General features: G+C 43.7%; 22 protein-coding genes and 1 pseudogene. 19 read left to right on the top strand and 4 right to left on the bottom strand.

The features are described 5' to 3' along the window. Window positions 1-68 precede the first annotated feature (68 nt). From ACE01T_RS05490 to ACE01T_RS05450, 9 genes are all read left to right on the top strand, one after another. On the top strand, window positions 69-734 hold the full coding sequence (locus ACE01T_RS05490) for an RluA family pseudouridine synthase (RefSeq protein WP_300043079.1): 666 nt from the start codon (window positions 69-71) through the stop codon (window positions 732-734). 237 nt (window positions 735-971) lie between these two features. Beyond that, window positions 972-1,925: an SNIPE associated domain-containing protein gene (locus ACE01T_RS05485; RefSeq protein ID WP_395518882.1), complete on the top strand. Its 954-nt coding sequence runs from the start codon at window positions 972-974 to the stop codon at window positions 1,923-1,925. Window positions 1,926-2,085: 160 nt separating this feature from the next. Continuing rightward, window positions 2,086-2,466 carry a ribonuclease E inhibitor RraB gene (locus ACE01T_RS05480; protein WP_092820373.1) on the top strand — a complete coding sequence of 127 codons (381 nt, stop codon included), beginning with the start codon at window positions 2,086-2,088 and terminating at the stop codon, window positions 2,464-2,466. A 439-nt stretch (window positions 2,467-2,905) separates the two neighbouring features. After that, window positions 2,906-4,006, top strand: coding sequence for a catalase family protein (locus tag ACE01T_RS05475; protein ID WP_300043090.1), 1,101 nt, complete (start codon window positions 2,906-2,908; stop codon window positions 4,004-4,006). A 205-nt stretch (window positions 4,007-4,211) separates the two neighbouring features. Next, entirely contained in the window at window positions 4,212-4,664 is a 453-nt protein-coding gene (locus ACE01T_RS05470; RefSeq protein WP_395518881.1) for an SRPBCC family protein, read from the top strand. A 10-nt stretch (window positions 4,665-4,674) separates the two neighbouring features. Continuing rightward, window positions 4,675-5,022: a DUF488 domain-containing protein gene (locus ACE01T_RS05465; RefSeq protein ID WP_300043096.1), complete on the top strand. Its 348-nt coding sequence runs from the start codon at window positions 4,675-4,677 to the stop codon at window positions 5,020-5,022. Window positions 5,023-5,117: 95 nt separating this feature from the next. Then, on the top strand, window positions 5,118-5,459 hold the full coding sequence (locus tag ACE01T_RS05460; RefSeq protein WP_261183644.1) for a zinc ribbon domain-containing protein YjdM: 342 nt from the start codon (window positions 5,118-5,120) through the stop codon (window positions 5,457-5,459). 189 nt (window positions 5,460-5,648) lie between these two features. After that, the gene (locus ACE01T_RS05455; protein ID WP_092820368.1) at window positions 5,649-6,008 is read left to right on the top strand and encodes a 5-carboxymethyl-2-hydroxymuconate Delta-isomerase; all 360 of its coding nucleotides are present in this window, start codon (window positions 5,649-5,651) and stop codon (window positions 6,006-6,008) included. Window positions 6,009-6,372: 364 nt separating this feature from the next. Then, window positions 6,373-6,708 (top strand): YegP family protein, encoded by a 336-nt coding sequence (locus ACE01T_RS05450; protein ID WP_300043107.1) that lies wholly within the window; start codon window positions 6,373-6,375, stop codon window positions 6,706-6,708. A 178-nt stretch (window positions 6,709-6,886) separates the two neighbouring features. On the opposite strand, the gene ACE01T_RS05445 is transcribed toward ACE01T_RS05450, so the two are convergent. Next, a complete protein-coding gene (locus ACE01T_RS05445; protein WP_395518879.1) occupies window positions 6,887-7,654 on the bottom strand; it encodes a hydroxymethylpyrimidine/phosphomethylpyrimidine kinase in 768 nt (255 codons plus the stop codon). A 101-nt stretch (window positions 7,655-7,755) separates the two neighbouring features. On the opposite strand from ACE01T_RS05445, the gene ACE01T_RS05440 reads away from it, so the two are divergent. Beyond that, window positions 7,756-8,400 carry an HAD-IA family hydrolase gene (locus ACE01T_RS05440; RefSeq protein WP_300043113.1) on the top strand — a complete coding sequence of 215 codons (645 nt, stop codon included), beginning with the start codon at window positions 7,756-7,758 and terminating at the stop codon, window positions 8,398-8,400. A gap of 60 nt (window positions 8,401-8,460) precedes the next feature. Here ACE01T_RS05440 and ACE01T_RS05435 read toward each other — a convergent pair whose 3' ends face one another. Further along, entirely contained in the window at window positions 8,461-8,925 is a 465-nt protein-coding gene (locus ACE01T_RS05435; protein WP_086197651.1) for an Lrp/AsnC ligand binding domain-containing protein, read from the bottom strand. A 137-nt stretch (window positions 8,926-9,062) separates the two neighbouring features. Here ACE01T_RS05435 and ACE01T_RS05430 point away from each other — a divergent pair, with 137 nt between their 5' ends. The 4 genes and pseudogenes from ACE01T_RS05430 to ACE01T_RS05415 all read left to right on the top strand — a co-directional run bounded on the left by ACE01T_RS05430 (window position 9,063) and on the right by ACE01T_RS05415 (window position 13,466). After that, window positions 9,063-10,322, top strand: coding sequence for a D-amino acid dehydrogenase (locus ACE01T_RS05430; RefSeq protein WP_395518878.1), 1,260 nt, complete (start codon window positions 9,063-9,065; stop codon window positions 10,320-10,322). A gap of 36 nt (window positions 10,323-10,358) precedes the next feature. Continuing rightward, window positions 10,359-11,456: an alanine racemase gene (gene alr, locus ACE01T_RS05425; protein WP_395518877.1), complete on the top strand. Its 1,098-nt coding sequence runs from the start codon at window positions 10,359-10,361 to the stop codon at window positions 11,454-11,456. A 51-nt stretch (window positions 11,457-11,507) separates the two neighbouring features. Then, window positions 11,508-11,867 carry a RidA family protein gene (locus tag ACE01T_RS05420; protein ID WP_395518876.1) on the top strand — a complete coding sequence of 120 codons (360 nt, stop codon included), beginning with the start codon at window positions 11,508-11,510 and terminating at the stop codon, window positions 11,865-11,867. A gap of 139 nt (window positions 11,868-12,006) precedes the next feature. After that, window positions 12,007-13,466: pseudogene (locus ACE01T_RS05415) on the top strand (amino acid permease). Between the two features lie 64 nt (window positions 13,467-13,530). Here ACE01T_RS05415 and hemJ read toward each other — a convergent pair. Then, window positions 13,531-13,983, bottom strand: a complete 453-nt coding sequence (gene hemJ / locus ACE01T_RS05410) for a protoporphyrinogen oxidase HemJ (RefSeq protein WP_395518875.1) — start codon at window positions 13,981-13,983, stop codon at window positions 13,531-13,533. A gap of 71 nt (window positions 13,984-14,054) precedes the next feature. Next, on the bottom strand, window positions 14,055-15,284 hold the full coding sequence (locus ACE01T_RS05405) for a beta-ketoacyl-ACP synthase II (RefSeq protein WP_395518873.1): 1,230 nt from the start codon (window positions 15,282-15,284) through the stop codon (window positions 14,055-14,057). A gap of 282 nt (window positions 15,285-15,566) precedes the next feature. Between ACE01T_RS05405 and ACE01T_RS05400 the strand changes: the two genes are divergently transcribed. The 5 genes from ACE01T_RS05400 to ACE01T_RS05380 all read left to right on the top strand — a co-directional run. Next, window positions 15,567-16,994 (top strand): EcsC family protein, encoded by a 1,428-nt coding sequence (locus tag ACE01T_RS05400; protein WP_395518872.1) that lies wholly within the window; start codon window positions 15,567-15,569, stop codon window positions 16,992-16,994. 178 nt (window positions 16,995-17,172) lie between these two features. Then, entirely contained in the window at window positions 17,173-17,547 is a 375-nt protein-coding gene (gene rpsL, locus ACE01T_RS05395; RefSeq protein ID WP_004648013.1) for a 30S ribosomal protein S12, read from the top strand. A gap of 178 nt (window positions 17,548-17,725) precedes the next feature. Next, window positions 17,726-18,196 carry a 30S ribosomal protein S7 gene (rpsG, locus tag ACE01T_RS05390; RefSeq protein ID WP_004648014.1) on the top strand — a complete coding sequence of 157 codons (471 nt, stop codon included), beginning with the start codon at window positions 17,726-17,728 and terminating at the stop codon, window positions 18,194-18,196. Window positions 18,197-18,328: 132 nt separating this feature from the next. Next, window positions 18,329-20,464 carry an elongation factor G gene (gene fusA, locus ACE01T_RS05385; protein ID WP_086197644.1) on the top strand — a complete coding sequence of 712 codons (2,136 nt, stop codon included), beginning with the start codon at window positions 18,329-18,331 and terminating at the stop codon, window positions 20,462-20,464. 96 nt (window positions 20,465-20,560) lie between these two features. Beyond that, window positions 20,561-20,695 (top strand): GTP-binding protein (locus tag ACE01T_RS05380; protein ID WP_227548364.1); only part of this gene is annotated, 135 nt, incomplete at its 3' end.

Raw genomic sequence — 20,695 nt, 5'->3', positions numbered from 1 at the left:
TTTACAGACGTTGACAGTCGGATCTGACCTTGTTATTTTGCGCGCATTCTCCCACGTGCCGTAATGCTATGCCCATCAACGATAACTTCGTGTATATGCCGCCTCAGGAACCGCTCGCCATCGTCTATGAAGATGAAGACCTGGTGGTGATTGAAAAGCCGGCAGGGCTGTTGTCCGTTCCAGGACGTTTGCCTGAACATCATGACAGTGCTTATTTTCGGGTATTGGAACGCTATCCCAACGCTAAAATTACCCACCGTTTAGATATGGCAACTTCCGGTATTTTGATGTTTGCCAAACACCGTGAAGCAGAAGTGGCGGTCAGTAAAATGTTTCAGGCACGTACGGTCAAAAAAAACTATATTGCGCTGGTTCAAGGCAAGCTCGAAGCCGAAGGCAGTGTCGAAGTGCCATTAATTACCGACTGGGAAAACCGGCCGCGTCAAATCGTGCATTTTGACTTGGGAAAACCCGCCAGAACGCTGTATCAGGCCTTGGAATATTCTGAAGAGCAAGACATTAGCCGGGTGTTGCTGACCCCGATTACCGGACGCTCTCATCAGTTGCGGGTGCATATGCAGTATATCGGCCATCCGATTACGGGCGATAAGCTCTATCATCCAGAGCCCTACCAAAGTCCATTAAAACGTATGGCCTTACATGCCAGCTATCTGGCTTTTAAACAGCCTTTAAGCGGAGCAGATGTTGAAATTAAGGTAGAAATTCCTTTTTAATCAATATCTTGAAATTTTATCTGTTCAAATGTCCATAATTTTAATAATAAGTTACATATATGCTATGAGGGCTGACTTCTTCTTGTCAGCCAACTGCTTTATGATGATGAAAATCTAAGAATAATAAAAAAATGCGACCAATCGCACACAGTATCCCTTTTTCTAGGGATTGAAAAACAAGTTACTAATAAATAATGTTTCACATTTCTTCGAAATAATAATTTTGAGATAATAATAATGTTTTATCTATATATCCTGACCACCCTCATTTTGGTGGGATTGCTTTATCGGGCAATCATAAAAATAAGAAAAAAACAGCGCACTCTGAAATCTTTGCAGGTGAATCTGGATCGCACGCGAAATAATCTGGCAGAGCATGAACAGCAAAACGATGCGCTGCACCATCAATTAAATACCTGTCGTATCGAGATCGGCAATCTAAAAAACCGGGTTGAAAATTTGAGTCAGTATCAAGACGTTTTGGATACTGAACATTACGTTGCAGAGCGAAAAAACCAGGTCGAGAGCTTTGTCGAAGCCACTAAAACTGAAGCAGAGTTTCTGCTAGAAAAAATGAAGGCAGAGATTGAAAACACTCGACATTATCTGGAAAAACTGGAAAAAAATAGCCGGCTTAACCTGGAAGCCCAGGCCAGAGAACGATTAGGGGCTTTTTATCATCAGGCAGTAGAACAAGAAAAATTGGCTGCAATTTCAAAAGCACTGGAAAACAAGATTCAGGGTTATGGCCTTCAATATGTGTATCCTGCACAAATCCTGTTGGACCAATTGATTGAAGGCTATGAGGACATTCATGCCGCGCAGCAGTTAACAGAAGTCCGCCGAAAAATAAAAAATGCCATTGCAGCAAACAAGGTGGGTCAATGCGAGTATGTCGAGGAAAATCGCAGACTTTCTGCCATCGCTCTGGTTACACATGTGTTTAACAGCAAGGCTGACCTGTATTTATCTCAATTAGAGCATGACACGGTGGGGCTGTTTATTCAGGCGTTGCAAGATGATTTTATCCTGATCAATCATTATGGAGCAGCATTCAGCCATGCCCGAATTCATGAATCATTTTTAAAGTTACGTCTGGAAGAGTTTAAGCTTGCAGCCCTGGTTTCAGCCTTCAAGGCACAGCAACCGAATGAGCCAGGTGAATTGCAGCAGCAGATGGTGGAAGGCTAAGACCAGCGATCTGTGGAAAATAAAATGGCAGGACAAAGGGGACTTATCAGCACAAGTGTTGTAGTTAAGCTAAACAGTGAAATGGCTAAACTGAAACAAACTTGAGCTAATCTATATGGCATGATATAGCTGATATCTAATTACAATAAGGAAACACTCCATGACACGCGATTTTGACCAATTCCCCGATGATGAAAATGGTAATGTACTTTGGCAAATGGCCGAAGATGGCGACGATCTGACTGAAGCGCATGAAATTGAATTTTCCATAGCTTTTCAGACTGAAGAACAGGCACAAAAATGTGCACTTTATCTGCTCAAAGAAGAACAAAAAATTAGCCTGTTTGAAGATGAAGAAGCCGACACGGTCGAGTGGATTATCACCATTTATGTGTATATGGAACCTGAATATTCAGACATCGTCGATCTGGAAGAATGGTTCACTAAAATCGCGACGCAATATGGCGGCGAATATGATGGCTGGGGCTGTATGGCTTATGTCTATGAAGATGAAGACTGGGAAAATGAAGTCAAAAGTTAATCCCTATTCCTAAAAAATTTTAATGGCTGGGGGATGATCCAGGTTTGAGCCAGTACAGTTAATTGGATCGAACCTGTTAAAAAGGCCTTAAACATTTAGATGCTTAGGGCCATTTTCATATCAAGATTTTATAAGAATCATACCCCATCCACTGAAACTCAGAAGAAGCTGTTCAAGCAGCTTTCGCATTCTATTCCTTTCTATTGATTTTAAACCTTCTAAATTTATTTAATTAAATATTTGATTTTAAAATTAAAAAAATTATGTGATGGACTGATGCTTTGCAGCCACGCCAGTTTAGTTTCATCTTTCTGCTTTATTTACCAAATACCTTCAATGTGTATACCAAGCACTTCCTTTGTAAAGCAAACTCCTTGCTAGATTAATACATAAATTTCAAAACAGTTTATTCCTCTTCAAGGCATGAAAGGAGCACGGCATGGCAGTGAATAATTATGTGGCCTATGGTCCAGAAGTCGAACAAAAACAGGAAAATGAAGAAGAAGATATTCAGTATATTGTAGATTATATGACCCAAAGCAATACTGAGGTTTTTGACAAGCATCGTCATGCAGTTCGCGATGCGCATGCTAAATCCCACGGTTTCTTAAAAGGCATTTTAACCATTCCTGAAAACCTGCCCGATCACTTGGCGCAGGGAATTTTTGCCCATCCGGGCTATTATGATGTCATGGTCCGTCTGTCTGCTGCTCCCGGGGATTTGCGTAGCGATAAGACACCGGTGCCGCATGGTTTTGCCCTTAAAATTTTAAATGTGCCGGGCGAGCGCTTATTGCCAGAAGATTCCAGTGAGGGAAAAAATCAGGATTTTCTGATGGTCAATATGCCGGTACTGGTTTTTGGAACGGTACGCAAATATATGCAAATGCTGCCTTTTATGACTGAAGCGGAAAGGGCACCTGAACTGGTCATGCGTGGTTTACGCGGTGTCATGCGTGGGGTCGATCATCTGGTCAGCCGTGCGGGATTGCAGGCATCTGCGACGATCAAGGGACTGGCACGTAGCCAGCATCATATACTCGGGGAAACCTATCACAGCATGGCAGCATTACGTTATGGCAACTATATTGCCAAAATCAGTGTGGCACCTGAATCTGAGTCGGTAAAACAACTGACTGGCATACCGATGCAAATTCAGGAAGATTCCGGCATACGTGATCTGGTCCAGGATTTTTTTAAGCGTAATACGGCTGATTATGTTATTCGCGCTCAGCTATGTACCAACCTGGACCGTATGCCTGTTGAAGATGCCGCCGTGTTGTGGGATGAAGATGAATCACTGCATCAGGTCATCGGAACTTTACATTTTCCAAAACAGCAGACCTTTAGTCCGGCACGTCGGGTCTATTCAGATGACGTGCTGTCTTTCAATCCGTGGCATGGGGTAAAAGAACACCAGCCTTTAGGTTCTATCATGCGGGTACGCATGCAGGTGTATGAGCGTTCATCCTGTTTTCGGCACTATATGAATACTCAGCCGCGCACAGAACCCAATCATATTGATGACATGCCAGACTAGATATTCAAAACTGGATTTGAGATTTAGATAAAAATATCGGCTTGAATGCTGCTATTCTGGACCTATAATGTTTTGGGACATTGATAAATGTTTTATGAACAAGGAATTGAAAACCTTGCTTCATATCGGACCAAAGCCCTGCAGCATCAGAGAATAACCACAATCAACTTGCATTTTAAAAATAACAATAAGACGAGGTTCGCAAATGACTGAAAACAATACAGTGAAACTGCATCGCGTATTTACCGCACCACCGGAACGGGTGTTTAAGGCATTTATTGACCCGGATGCTCTGGTCAAGTGGATGCCACCCCATGGTTTTACCGCTAAGGTTCATCATCTGGATGCCAAAGTCGGTGGGACCTATAAAATGTCGTTTAGCAATTTTTCTACCGGTTCTAGCCATTCCTTTGGTGGCACCTATCATGAAATCATTCCCAACCAATTGTTGCGCTATAGCGACCAGTTCGATGATTCCAACTTGCCCGGAAACATTGAAATGATCATTCAATTCAAAGCAGTGTCCGTCGGAACCGAAGTGCATATTACCCAATCAGGCATTCCTGAGGTTATTCCAGTGGAAGCCTGTTATTTGGGATGGCAGGAATCGTTGCAACTGCTCACTTTACTGGTTACCCCTGAAATTCCAGATCAATAGCTGCTGTGCGATGAACATTCAAATTAAACGTGCTTATGCAGAAGTTCTAGCTTCAGACGGTAAACGGATTCTGGTTGACCGGCTGTGGCCTAGAGGCATTAAAAAGGCAGATGCCAAAATTGATTGGTGGGCTAAAGAAATCACGCCATCAACTGAGCTGCGAAAATGGTATGCGCATGACTCCCAGCATTGGGAAGAATTCCAGCAACGTTACAGGGCTGAACTGCGCTCACAAACAGAGGTGTTGCAGCAAATTAGAGAGATGGCCAGACAAGAAAAAGTCAGCCTTATCACTGCGGCTAAAAGTGAAAACCATAATCATGTGATTGTACTTAAACAGGTTTTGGAAGAAAGCTGAAAGCATCTGCTGAGCATGTTTATTCCATAATATAAATAAGGTTTTAGCAAAAGATTGCTTTATAAAATGTTATAATAAGATTTTTGAGGTTTTTTATGTCTTTGCCAAATTGCCCCAAATGTAACTCAGAATATGCTTATGAAGATGGCGATTTGCTGATTTGCCCAGAATGTGCTCATGAATGGAAAGAAGGCGAAAGCAGTACTGAACAGGCTACAATTATTAAAGACGCAAATGGCAATGTGCTTGCTGATGGCGATACGGTTACCCTGATTAAAGATCTGAAAATCAAAGGTTCTTCATCGGTAATTAAAGTGGGAACCAAGGCGAAGAACATTCGTTTATTGCCGGACTCAAGCGATGGTCATGATCTGGACTGTAAAGTGGATGGCTTTGGTGCCATGAAATTAAAATCTGAATTTGTGAAAAAAGCTTAATTCACGACATTAAAACCCAAAAAGCTCTGGCGACAATGCTGGAGCTTTTTTATGAAGTCGTGACTGCATGAACTATCGTATTATTGGTTTTTATCAGAAGCATTATGGCTTAAACATTGACAGAGCCATTTTATGATTAAAGCACCAGCATGCTATAACCTTAGTCATTCATGTTAAAGAGTTCTTGTTATGCCGCATATCCATCTTGAATATTCCGACAATGTAGAAAACTTTCAACCCAAACCGCTCTTGCTTGCTTTAAACCAGGCCCTGGTTGAGGGAGCTTATGTCGGTGCTGCGAATGATCTCAAAAGCCGTGCCATTTGCCAGCATGATTATGTCATTGGTTTGGGAGATGTTTCACAAGCCTATGTGCATGCCAAAGTTTCTTTATTGACTGGACGTAGTCTGGAGTTACAACAGCAAATTGCTCAAGTGATCCTGCACACCCTTGAACAGCACATTCCTGCGCAAAGCCAGGTCAGTGTACAGATTTGTGTGGAAATACTGGAAATGCAGAAAGCTACTTACGCTAAAAAAATTGTTTAAGGGAGGGCAGGGTGTTAATCAAAAGCTGGGGAGAGAATAGACCGGCAATTTAGTAGACTTCTTTTATAAATTTCCTTTATTTCTCCCAATGGGAAAAAAATAAAAAGGGTGTGAATAATTATGAAAGAAGTCTACTCTCTTGCCTGCAGTTCATGGAACGATGGCTATCAACAGTGTCTGGATCAAAATAGCGCAATGTATTCATTTAAGGCGATAAATCATACCAATCTAGATTTAAATTATGATCATAAAATGTGCTTTCTTTGAAATAAAAAGTCATTTATATTTAATACAAGTAGCATATTATTTAAACAATATAAATTCTATTCTTTTATAACTCTTACAATAACAAGGGGTATTTTATATGGCAGGATGGTATGAAGTCAGTCAGGCCAGCGATGGGCAATATCGCTTTGTTTTGAAAGCGGGCAATGGGGAAGTGATTCTGACCAGCGAATTGTACAAGACCAAAGCTTCTGCACAAAATGGTATTGAATCAGTGCAGAAAAATAGCCCTGAAGATAACCGCTATGAACGTCTGGAAGCAAAAAATGGCAAACCCTATTTCAATTTAAAAGCAGCAAATTATCAAGTTATTGGCACCAGCCAATTTTACTCAAGCGAGCAGTCACGTGAGAAAGGGATTGAATCGGTGAAAAATAATGGTTCGAGTACCACCATTAAATACCTGATTGCTTAATTCTGATTGCTTAAATCAGGTCAATGTTTAATTAAAGCATGTATGTATACATGCTTTATTTTTTGAATATAAAAAGTAAAAAAACCAAGATCAAACCCGAATAGCGGACTGATCATCAGGGTTTTATGCAGGTTCGTATGCAGATGATTATGCAGATGATTATGCAGCAGATGGATTTTTAAAACCGTTTCGGAATTTTCTGACCATTCGGCACCGGGGATTCCGCTTTTTTCAGCACGCCAAACAGCCAGGTTTCGGCATGGTTGACCGCCTGTTTTAAGTCATCACCTTGTGCTAAACGGCCGGTAATAAAGCTGGCCAGCGAACAGCCTGAACCGTGATATTGACCTTCAAGGCGAGGACACCGGGTTTCAGACACCAGTTCACCCTCTACGTATAGCACATTGCGGATATAGTCAGGGGTATCCTCGTGTCCACCTTTCACTAAAACGGCTTTGGCACCCATGGCAAAAAGTTTTGCTACAGCCTGGTCAATATCTTCCACGCCAGTTAAGGCACGAAGTTCGACGGTGTTCGGGGTCAGCACAGTAGCTAGCGGAATCAGCTCCACAAAGGCTTTGACCAGTGTGGCTTGATCGCCCAATGAACCGCCGCTATTGGCCACCAGAACTGGATCAAGCACATACAGATATTCAGGATGTTCACGTAAAAATTCAGCCAAAGCGGCAATATTGTCTGTGGTGCCTAACATACCGGATTTCACACATTTAATCGGTAAATCGCCGACTACAGCATGCGCTTGGGCCAGCAATAATTCTTTGGAGGTTGCTTCAAAATCAAACACCTGCTGCGAGTTTTGAATGGTCAGCGCAGTACAGGCAATTGCTGCATGTGCACCACTTTGGCCAATCGCTTCAATATCTGCCTGCAAGCCAGCACCACCCGATGGGTCTAAACCAGAAAAGCAAAGTACAGTAGGGCGCACAATGATGTCCTTAAATCACAAAATTTGCGTTAGTATAGGCAACTTTGAGCCAAGTCTCGATAGTATTTGTGAAGTAAAAATTTAAGTTGAAGGGTCGGTTGGTGATTAAGAATATTTTGATTGATTTGGATGGAACATTAACTGATCCCAAAGTGGGGATCACCACTTCAGCACGTTATGGTCTGACCAAAGTGGGCCATCCGATTGCCGATGAGGTCAACATCGACTGGATTATTGGTCCACCTTTGCAGGCATCTTTGGCGAAAATTTTAAATGTGCCGGTGGATGATGTTTTGGCTGAACAGGCCTTGATGGGCTATCGGGAACGTTTTGCTGTGACCGGTTTGTATGAAAATCATGTTTTTGAAGATGTCGCTGCAACTTTGCAAACCTTGCAGCAAAAGGGTTTCCATTTGTATTTGGCTACGGCCAAACCTCAAATCTATGCTAAGCAAATTTTAGAACATTTTAATCTGCTGCAATATTTTACATATGCCTATGGCAGCGAGCTGAATGGTGAGCGGACCAACAAGGGCGATTTGATTGCCTATATCCTTGAAAAGGAAAAGTTAGATTCAGCTGAATGTGTGATGGTGGGTGACCGTGAGCATGATATTTTTGGTGCTCGCAGCAATGGTATAGACACCATCGCAGTGGACTATGGTTATGGTTCTGATGCAGAGCTTACTCAGGCAAAACCTAAAGCACGGATAGCCAAATTTTCCGATTTGCTTCAATTTTTTTGATCACTCAATACAAGCAAGTAGTTCCTTTAGTATCTTCCCTGAATCAAGCTTTTGGGACCGTTAACGTAGGTCCAGATAAAAACTTTCCTTCACTTCCTCCATGACAATGTAACTGTGTGAGGAAGCGGAGGAGGGAAGTTTTTTGAGTAAGTCGCCAAGTAGACGTCGATAGGCGCTCATTTCTTTTAAGCGTGCTTTCACCAGATAGTCAAATTCGCCTGAAATCAGGTGACATTCCAGAACTTCAGGAATTTCCACTAAATCACGTGCAACCTGATCAAACACATCGCCTGATTTGGCGGATAGTTTGATTTCTAAAAATACCAGCAAGTTGCGATCGACCAGTTGCGGGTTTAGCCGCGCATAATAGCCCATGATGATGCCATCGCGTTCCAGGCGTTTGACCCGTTCCGAACAGGGGGTGGTGGACAGGTTGACCCGAGATGCCAATTCGCTGATGGCAATCCGTCCATCGCGCTGCAAAATATCCAGAATCTGCTGATCTATACGATCCAATTTACGCATTATGATTTTCCTTTTTTTAGAATTTTTTCGCGACGAAACTATTAAATTACCTAGATTATAGCGCTTAAAACAGTGAAAAAAACTATCAATCAAAAAATATACTAGTGAAATAAACTAGTATGCGTTAGGGATAAGCAATGCGTGTAATTGTCTTGGGTAGTGGTGTGATCGGGGTTGCAAGTGCGTATTACCTCGCACAACAGGGAGCAACCGTTACTGTCTTGGACCGTCAGTCTGGTCCTGCTGAAGAAACCAGTTTTGCCAATGCAGGTCAGGTTTCACCAGGTTATTCGACGCCATGGGCAGCGCCCGGTATTCCTTTTAAAGCGGTGAAATGGATGTTCCAGCATCATGCACCGCTTGCCATCAATATGGATGGCAGCATGTGGCAATTACAGTGGATGGCACAGATGCTCAAGAACTGTAATCCACACAGTTATGCGATTAATAAAGAGCGCATGACCCGGGTGGCTGAGTATAGCCGTGACTGCCTCAGAGAGCTGCGTAAACAGACCGGCATTCACTATGAGAATCGTTCTAAAGGCACTTTGCAAGTTTTTCGCAATGAAGCGCAACTGGACATGGTGCAACGTGACATTCAGGTGTTAAAAGAATGTGGTGTGGAGCATGAACTTTTGCTCAAAGATGATCTGGCCAAAGTGGAACCTGCTTTGGAATTTGCCAAAGATAAACTGGTCGGTGGCCTGCATCTGCCAAATGATGAAACCGGCGATTGCTACCTCTTTACCAATGCACTGGCAAACTTGGCCAAAGAGCTGGGTGTAGAGTTTAAGTTCAACCAAAATGTTGAAAAACTGGTGGTTGAAGGCGATGACATCAAGGGCGTGGTGGTAAATGGACAAGTCCTCACTGCAGACCGTTATGTCTTGGCGTTTGGCAGTTATTCACGTGACTTTTTAAAACCATTGCACCTGAACCTACCGGTTTATCCGGTGAAAGGCTATTCACTGACCATTCCTATTGTAGATCCTGCATTTGCACCGCAGTCTACCGTGCTGGATGAGACTTACAAGATTGCCATTACCCGTTTTGATCAGCGTATCCGGGTGGGTGGTATGGCAGAACTGAGTGGTTTTAATCATGGCTTAAACCAGGATCGTCGTGCAACTCTGGAAATGGTTACCAAAGATTTATTCCCGGGTGGAAACCTGGCAGAAGCGACCTTCTGGACCGGTTTACGTCCAATGACACCGGACTCTACCCCGATTATTGGTGCAACACGTTTTAAAAACCTGTTCCTCAACACCGGTCACGGCACGCTGGGATGGACCATGGCCTGCGGTTCAGGCAAGTTGATCAGTGACCTGGTCATGAATCATCAACCGGACATCAGTACCGAAGGTCTATCGATCCAACGTTACCCTTCAGCAGCCTAATCTGTTTTAGGTCATATTGATTCAAGGAAGAACAACATGCCACGTCCGATTACTGCAGTGATTCATCGTCAGTCACTGCAGCACAATTTAAATGTTGCCCGTACTAAAATGCCGAATAGCCAAGTATATGCGGTGGTGAAAGCCAATGCCTATGGTCATGGTATTGAGCGTGTCTATCAAGCTTTCAAATCTGCCGATGGTTTTGCACTGCTCGATTTGGCAGAGGCGAAACGCATTCGTGCTCTGGGCTGGAAAGGTCCTGTCTTATTGCTTGAAGGCATCTTTTCCGAGCAAGATCTGTTTGACTGTGATGAGCTGAATTTGAGTTTCACCATTCATAGCCAATATCAGATTGAATGGTTAGCCCGATTCCCCAGACCAGCCCGGTTTGATGTTTATTTAAAAATGAACAGTGGCATGAACCGTCTGGGTTTTGCGACTGTTCATTACCGCGACATCTGGCAACAATTATCTCAACTGCCTAACGTTCACAGCATCACTCACATGATGCATTTCTCCGATGCTGACGGAGATCGTTTAGGACGCGACGGCATTGAGCATCAATGCCAGTTGTTTGAGGTAGTTACACAGGATTTACCGGGTGCGCGTTCCGTATGTAACAGTGCTGCCATTCTTCGCCATACAGATTTAAATTCAGATGTGATCCGTAGCGGCATCATGCTGTACGGCAGTTCTCCCGATTTCCCTGCACATAGCATTGATGACTGGAATTTGCAGCCTGCGATGAGTCTACGCAGTGAAATTATTGCCGTTCAACAGCTTAAAGCGGGTGATAGCGTGGGTTATGGCTCGAAGTTTGTTGCTGAACAGGAGATGCGTATTGGCATCGTAGCTTGCGGTTATGCCGACGGCTATCAGCGTCTGAGCAAAACCGGAACGCCAATATTGGTGAATGGTCAGCGCAGCCATTTAGTCGGTCGTGTCAGTATGGATATGCTCGCGGTAGATTTAACGACTATACATGATGCGGGTGTGGGCAGTGAGGTGGTGCTGTGGGGAAAATCTTCCCAAGGTGTTGTGCTCAGTATTGATGAGGTCGCTGCCGGTTCAGGCACCATTGGTTATGAGTTGATGTGTGCTGTCACTGCACGCGTCAATTTTATTCAAGATTAAATTTTAAAAAATCAGATCATTCATTCAATTTATTGATACAAGGAAATGTAGATGTCCCAAAGCGATATAGAAAAGTTCAATAGCAACGCCGTCATGAGCGCCGTGACGGTGTTCAATCAGGTAGTTTATCTTTCAGGACAAGTACCTAAGAACACCGGTAATGGTGTCGCAGGTCAGACCCATGAAATTTTAGCCACCATTGATGAACTGCTGGCTTTGGCCGGAACCGATAAATCCCGACTGCTGTCTGCACAGCTTTATATTAAAAATCTCGCTGACTTTTCAATCGTCAATGCCATTTGGATTGACTGGATGAAAGGTTGTACTCCACCTTCACGTGCCACCATTCAGGCTGATCTAGTCAATCCGGACTGGTTGATTGAAATTGCGGTAACGGCGGCACAGCCTTAATGTCAAAAATCTCCCCCGTATGGCAGCAAAGCGGTTGAGACCGATGTGCTGCCTGGCGTGTAAATGTCGCTGGTTGGGATGACCTGCAATGTAAAGCACATGGTTTACACGCAATCGTATGTTAAAAGGATGTTCAGTTATGACCACTACACCACGAGCAGACGATGCCAAGGCATCATCGCATGAACTACAACGAAAACTGTCCAACCGTCACCTGCAACTCATTGCCATTGGTGGCGCGATTGGGACAGGCCTGTTTATGGGCTCAGGCAAAACCATCTCCCTGGCTGGCCCTTCAATTTTATTGATTTATACGATCATTGGTACTATGTTCTTTTTCCTGATGCGTGCATTGGGCGAAATTTTACTTTCCAACCTGCATTACAAATCCTTTATCGATATGGCGCATGACCTGATTGGTCCGGGTGCAGGCTACTATATTGGCTGGTCCTACTGGCTGGGCTGGGTGCTGGTTGGCATCGCAGACTTGGCTGCTATTATCAACTATCTCAGCTTTTGGCTGCCTGAAGGGATGGCCTTTACGCCATCCGGACAGGCCATGATCAGCGTGGCCTGCGTGTTGCTGGTACTTGGTATTAATATGCTCGCCGTACGTCTGTTTGGTGAAATTGAATTCTGGTTTGCGCTCATCAAGATTTTGGCCATTTTGGGACTGATTGGTATTGGTGGCTTTATGGTGTTTAACCATTTTCATGCGCCAGGAGGTTCGCTTGCCAGTTTTAGTAATGTCTGGTCGCATGGCGGCATGTTTCCGCAAGGTGGCAGCGGTTTCCTGGCCGGGTTCCAGATTGCCTTGTTTGCTTTTGTTGGAGTGGAACTGATTGGAACTATGGCAGCAGAAACCCAAGACCCTGAAAAGAACTTGCCAAAAGCGGTGAATGCCATTCCGACCCGGATTATTTTATTCTATGTGTTGTCGTTATTCATTGTGATGTCGGTGACCCCGTGGAACCAGATTCCTGCGGATCAGAGTCCCTTTGTATCGCTGTTCATGCATGCGGGTATTGGTGCAGCAGCGATTATCATGAACCTGGTGGTGCTGTCATCGGTCATGTCATCCATGAACAGTGGCGTATTTTCAACGTCGCGCATGCTGTTTGGCTTGGCGCGGGAAGGGCAGGCTCCGCAAAATCTGGCGCAATTGTCTAAGCGTGCCGTACCTGCCAAAGGTTTATTGTTCTCTTGTGCCTTTATTATGGCAGGTGCAGCATTGCAATACTTTGTACCAAACACGGTTGAAGCCTTTACCTTGGCAAGTTCGCTGTCGTGATTTTGTTTATCAGTATCTGGAGCATCATCATGGTGTGCTATATCCGTTACCGTAAACTGCGCCCAGAACTGCATGCAAAGTCAGCCTTTAAAATGCCGGGCGGGATCTGGATGTCCTATGTGGTACTGGTGTTCTTATTCTTTACTTTGATTATTTTAAGTCTGGAAGCCGATACTTTGCGTGCCCTGATGATCAGTCCGATTTGGCTGATTATTTTAGCCGTGACTTATCAGCTCCTGTATAAACCGCGGATGCGCAAACGTCATCAGGACATGCTGGTGAAACGTAATCAGGAAATGTTGAACTAAGTTTCTCTCAGATATGGTTTTTGTCAGATGTAAAAAAGCCCTCGATTGAGGGCTTTTTTAATGCTTAGAAGATGGGTTTCACTACTACCAGAATTACCACGGCAAATAAAATCAGCGTTGGCATTTCATTAAAGAAGCGCCAGAATTTATGTGATTTGTAATGCGCATTGCCGATCAGTTTTTTACGGTAATAACCACAAACAAAGTGGTAAATCACCAATAATCCGACCAATCCGACTTTCAGGTAAAACCACAGTGCATCGTGGTAATGACGCGTTGCATCACCCCAATCGACTAGAAAGTGCGCGGTGATCAGTGTTGCAATCATTGAAGGCCACATAATGCCACGGTATAGTTTGCGTTCCATGACTTCAAAACGCTGATGACTCACTGCATCATCACTCATGGCATGGTAAACGTATAGACGTGGCAGGTAGAACAATGCAGCGAACCAGCAAACGATTGCAATAATATGTAATGCTTTTACCCACAAGAAAGCATCAGAAGGAGCATCCATCCATTCACCCTTTTAAAGGGCAGTGTGGCAGAAGTTGATCATCCACTGCTGAATGATCAACACTTCTTAGCTTAGCCTTCCCATTTTTTGAAAACGAGACAAGCATTTACACCGCCAAAACCGAAACTGTTACTCATCACAGTATTCAATTTTGCGTCACGTTTTTCAAGTACGATATCAAACGGTTTTGCACCTTCATCCAGTTCAGTCACGTTGATGTTTGGCGCAATAAAGTCATTTTGCATCATCAAGACCGAATAAATGGCTTCATGCACGCCCGCAGCACCCAGGCTGTGACCGGTCATAGACTTGGTTGAGCTGATAGGCGGTACTTGACCTTCACCGAATGCACGTTCCATCGCTTTCAGTTCAGTCACGTCACCAGCTGGAGTTGAAGTACCATGGGTATTCACATAGTCAATCTTGTCAACACCATGCTGTTTCGCTTCTTCAAGGGCCATCAGGATACAGCGTGTTGCGCCTTCACCGCTTGGAGCAACCATGTCTGCACCATCGCTGTTTGCAGCATAGCCAACTACTTCAGCCAGGATATTTGCACCACGTGCTTGCGCATGTTCCAGTGATTCAAGCACCATAAAACCACCACCACCGGCAATCACGAAACCGTCACGGTCAGCCGAATATGGGCGAGACGCTGTTTCAGGCGTGTCATTGTATTTAGAGCAAAGTGCACCCATCGCATCAAACAGCAAGCTTTGAGACCAGTGATCTTCTTCACCACCACCAGCAAGCATTAAATCCTGTTTGCCGAGTTGAATCAGGTTATAGGCATAACCAATGGCATCTGCAGAAGTAGCACATGCGCTGGTAATGGTATGTGCCACACCTTGTAATTTGAATGCCACACCTACGTTTGCGGTAATGGTGTTGGTCATGTTACGAGGAACAAAGAAAGGACCTACTTTACGCGCACCCTTGGTTTGCAGTAATTCGTTCATTTCAATGACAGATGCAGTTGAACCACCACCTGAACCACCGGTAATCCCATAACGTGGGTTGCCCGCCAAATCTTCAACGCTTAAACCTGCATGTTCTACCGCAGCAACTGCCGAGTTGTAGGCATACATGGCACAAACACCCATAAAGCGTTTCAATTTACGGTCAATATGGTCAAAATCTTGTTCAGCGGCTGCACTGACATGGCTCTTAAAGTTTAATTCTGCATAAGTCGGGTTAAAACGTGTTCCAGAAATCCCGTTTTGTAAAGAATGAGTGACATCTTCTAAAGAATTACCAATGCATGAGTTGATACCCATACCAGTGATTACAACACGCTTCATCTAAAGATCCCTTATATGGTGATATTTTTGAGTAAAGGCAGCTGATTCAGGCAGAAAAGTAAAAACCTCAATCCAGCGCATTACTCATGTCTTTCGGTCGCATTCATGATAGCAGAAAGGGTTTTGAATTCTTATGGCAAATATTATGCCTATTTCGACAGTATGTATCTGTAATGTTTAGGCGGCATAATTAACTAAAAGATACACATTCGTGTTGAGATAAACTTAGACTACACCTAGTATTTATCAATAATTGTAAGAATAGAAGATGAGGGTAAAAGAATGGCAGATACCAATAATAAACATTCAGGTGGATTCCTCTCCAATGCTTTGGGAGTGGCTAAAAAGATCAGTGTAACAGGAATGAGTGCACTGAATCACGCGGCTGCCGAGCGTGCTGGCAAGGCTTCCGGGGCCTTGAGCAACGGTCATGTCATTGAGGGAAGTGCCCGTTCTCAAAGCGTATTTGAACCTAGAAAATATGATAATCCTCAACAAATGATGCGTGAGTATTTACCCAATGTCTCCAGACAATTGCTGGGTCGCCAGTACAGCAAAGTGAATCGTGTGGCCAGTTTTGTTGCGCCGGATTTTTCAGACAAGGTTTCGGACTATTTTTTTGACCATTTAAATCAGTTCACTTCCAATCTCAGTTCTGTAGATACTGTACTGGATCAGGCTGGAGCAAAAGATTTACAGGAACTGACTCAGGATGTCGACCGTTCCAAACGGTTGAGCCAGGCTTTGGCTGAACAAAACAAATGGCTGGCTTCTATACAGGGGGCTGTTACCGGTGCCACAGGCGTAGTTGGTTCAGCGATTGACGTGCCTTTATCACTGCTCATGTCCTTGCGCATGATTTATCAGGTCGGGCGTGCCTATGGCTTTGAATTGAACAAAGATACCGAACAGGATATTGTCCAGTTTGTGTTTAAACAAATCGACTTGGGCCAGATTGCTGAAAAGCAGAGTGTATTGATGGCACTGAAAATCGTTTCTAATATGCTGCAAACCAATGACACTGCACAATTGCAAAACATGCTGGGTTCCAGCAATGACAGTGAGCCACTGAAAAAATGGCTGGTCAATGAAAATGGCGACATAAAATGGAACTGGTTAAATCATCTCCCAAACCTTTCATTGATCAGTAAATTAACGCCTGTTGCCGGAGCAGGTATAGGTGCAGCCTATAGCTGGAAACTGGTGGAAGATGTCAACCAGAAAGCCCAGCAAATATTTTCCCATGCCAGAAGCTATTTGCAGCAGCATCAGGGAGTGGAGTTGTCTCCTATTGCGGCTTATGAAAAATCCCTGGAGTTGTTGGCGCAGGCAGCGCCAAGATTGTTAAATCCCTTTACTAAAGACGAGCCAAATTCCGGCGAGCTTAAACTTGATCAGGACATTCCGGTGCAAGGGCATGGCACGATTGCCAAAGTAACTATTAAGAAGAAAGCAGATGATGCCATTGTTGATGATGAACGTAAAAGTGAGCGGGTAGAACAAGGATTAGAGTATTTGGCTGAACACATGGTTGAACCGCATGCTCAGGTTGAACCGCAAAAACCGGCTATCACGGTAGATGAACCGGAAATAGATGAATATACGCAGGCAGATGTTGAAGGAGCTGATGCAGGCACTGAGCAACTTGCTGCTTCGCAATCTGAACAAAATGAAGCCCCTAAGCCCGTCAAGAAAAAAGTTACAAAATAGAGTGCATAAAAGTCTGGAATTACGTCTTTAAAAAAGCGTCTACTGACCAATATACAGCTAAGTGGTCAATATTTGATATGGCCTCGAATATTGACCATTTTTCTATCTTCGCTTACAATTGTGTGCCCTCAAAAAGTGGTATTTTTTTGAGGCTTTTTATTAACGGGAGAATTGCCAAATGGCAACAACAAATCAGTTGATCCGTAAGGGTCGTACGACTTTGATTGAAAAATCAAAAGTTCCTGCGTTGAAGGCTTGTCCACAACGTCGTGGTGTTTGTACACGTGTTTACACAACTACACCTAAAAAACCTAACTCAGCAATGCGTAAAGTTTGCCGTGTTCGCTTAACTTCTGGTTTTGAAGTATCAAGCTATATCGGTGGTGAAGGCCATAACCTACAAGAGCACAGTGTTGTGCTTATCCGTGGTGGTCGTGTTAAAGACTTACCAGGTGTACGTTACCATACCGTTCGTGGTTCTTTAGACTGCGCTGGTGTTAAAGATCGTAACCAGTCTCGTTCTAAATACGGTACTAAACGTCCTAAGAAATAATCTGTTTAGATTAGCTTTTTAAGAACGTAGAACCGCAATCCTTTATCGTCTCGCTTGTCTGATTTCTGCATTTAATTTTGTGAAATTCAAGCGACGTGTAGTAAGGCCAGCGAATGTACATGACACTTTGTACTCATGCTGGATAAACCTGAAGTGTCATATTTATAGGTGTATTAAAATGCCAAGACGTCGCGTAGTCGCTGCCCGTGAAATCCTTCCGGATCCTAAGTTCGGCAGCCAAACAATCGCTAAATTCATGAACCACGTAATGCAAGATGGTAAAAAATCTATTGCTGAAAGTATCGTTTACGGTGCTTTAGATCGCGTTCAAGAAAAATCTAAAGTAGACCCAGTTGAATTTTTCGAGACTACTCTTGAAAAAGTTCGCCCTATGGTCGAAGTAAAAGCACGCCGTGTTGGTGGTGCTACTTATCAAGTGCCTATGGAAGTACGCCCATCCCGTCGTACTGCCCTAGCTATGCGCTGGTTAGTAGACGCTGCTGCTAAGCGTTCTGAAAAAACAATGGCTTTACGTCTTGCTGGCGAGTTGCTTGATGCAGCTGAAGGTAAGGGTTCAGCGATTAAAAAACGTGAAGATGTGCACCGTATGGCTGAAGCCAACAAAGCCTTCTCTCACTACCGTTTCTAAGCGGATAAAACAGCCCCTATTCAGGAGGGTGGCAATTTTGGTTTTCACCATGTTGTCATCGAATCGCTTTAAGCTGCTTGGCAGCTTAAAGCGTCCTGTTTTAAACAACAAAATTTAGGAATGCAAGAAATCATGGCTCGTCAAACCCCAATTTCTCGTTACCGTAACATTGGTATCTCAGCTCACATCGATGCTGGTAAAACCACGACTACAGAACGTATTTTGTTCTACACAGGTGTATCTCACAAAATTGGTGAAGTACATGATGGTGCAGCAACAATGGACTGGATGGAACAAGAGCAAGAACGTGGTATTACCATCACTTCTGCTGCTACGACTACATTCTGGTCAGGTATGAGTAAACAGTTCCCAGAACACCGTATCAACGTAATTGATACTCCGGGACACGTTGACTTCACAATCGAAGTTGAGCGTTCTATGCGTGTTCTTGATGGTGCATGTATGGTTTACTGTGCTGTAGGTGGTGTACAACCTCAGTCTGAAACTGTATGGCGTCAAGCGAACAAATACCAAGTTCCTCGTTTAGCATTCGTGAACAAGATGGACCGTACAGGTGCAAACTTCTTCCGTGTTGTTGAACAAATGAAGACACGTTTAGGTGCATCTCCTGTACCTGTAGTTATCCCTGTTGGCGCTGAAGAAAACTTCCAAGGCGTGATCGACTTGATCGAAATGAAAGCGATCATTTGGGATGAAGCTTCACAAGGTATGAAGTTTGAATACGGTGATATCCCGGCTGAACTTCAAGCTTCTGCTGAAGAATGGCGCACCAATATGGTTGAAGCTGCTGCTGAAGCTTCTGAAGAGCTAATGGATAAATACCTAGAAGAAGGCGATCTTTCTAAAGAAGATATTGTTGCTGGTCTACGTGTTCAGACTTTGGCTTGTCAAATTCAACCAATGCTTTGTGGTACAGCGTTCAAAAACAAAGGTGTTCAACGTATGTTGGACGCAGTAATTGAATTCTTGCCATCACCGACTGAAGTTAAAGCAATCGAAGGTGTACTTGACGATAAAGCTGAAACTAAAGCGATTCGTGAAGCATCTGACGAAGCTCCGTTCTCTGCGCTTGCGTTCAAAATCATGAACGACAAATTCGTAGGTAACTTGACATTCGTACGTGTTTATTCTGGTGTTCTTAAACAAGGTGACTCTGTTTATAACCCGGTTAAATCTAAACGTGAACGTATCGGCCGTATCGTGCAAATGCACGCGAACGATCGTCAAGACGTTGAAGAAATCCGTGCGGGTGATATCGCTGCGTGTGTAGGTCTTAAAGACGTTACAACTGGTGATACACTTTGTGATGAGAAAAATGTCATCACACTTGAACGTATGGAATTCCCAGAGCCAGTAATTGCATTGGCTGTTGAACCAAAAACTAAAGCTGACCAAGAAAAAATGTCAATTGCTTTAGGTCGTTTGGCTAAGGAAGATCCATCATTCCGCGTTCGTACTGACGAAGAATCAGGTCAAACCATTATTGCTGGTATGGGTGAGCTTCACCTTGACATCATCGTTGACCGTATGAAGCGTGAATTCGGTGTTGAAGCAAACATTGGTAAACCAATGGTTTCTTACCGTGAAACGATCAAAAAGACAGTTGAACAAGAAGGTAAGTTCGTACGTCAAACTGGTGGTAAAGGTAAATTTGGTCACGTATACGTACGTTTAGAACCAATGGATGCTGATGCTGGTAAAGACTACGAGTTCGCTGAAGAAGTTGTTGGTGGTGTAGTTCCTAAAGAATTCTTCGGTGCTGTGGATAAAGGTATCCAAGAACGTATGAAGAATGGTGTATTGGCTGGTTACCCTGTTGTGGGTATTAAAGCGACATTGTTCGACGGTTCTTACCACGATGTCGATTCTGACGAATTATCGTTCAAAATGGCTGGTTCTTACGCATTCCGTGACGGTTTCATGAAAGCAGATCCTATCTTGCTTGAGCCTATCATGAAAGTTGAAGTAGAAACTCCAGAAGACTACATGGGCGATATCATGGGTGACTTAAACCGTCGTCGTGGTATGGTTCAAGGTATGGACGATTTACCTGGTGGTACTAAAGCAATCCGTGCTGAAGTTCCATTGGCTGAGATGTTTGGTTACGCGACTCAAATGCGTTCTATGTCTCAAGGTCGTGCGACATACTCTATGGAATTCGCTAAATATGCTGAAACTCCACGTAACGTGGCTGAAGGCATCATCAGCAAGTTCCAATCTGGTGGTAAAAAAGGTGACGACGAGTAATCTTTCGATTACTATAAGCCCAAACTAATTCATAGTTAAAAACCAAAATCACTTATGGAGCTAACCCTCCATAAGTATTTTAATAAGGAAGATCTCATGGCTAAGGCTAAGTTCGAACGTAACAAACCACACGTAAACGTGGGCACAATTGGTCACGTCGACCATGGTAAAACTACTTTAACTGCTGCGATTGCAACTATTTGTGCAAAAACTTACGGCGGTGAAGCGAAA

It is taken from the genome of Acinetobacter uliginosus, assembly GCF_044130295.1.
GTDB lineage: Bacteria > Pseudomonadota > Gammaproteobacteria > Pseudomonadales > Moraxellaceae > Acinetobacter.
Note: the sequence above shows the minus strand (reverse complement) of the source record. Positions and strands in the feature narration are given on the sequence as shown.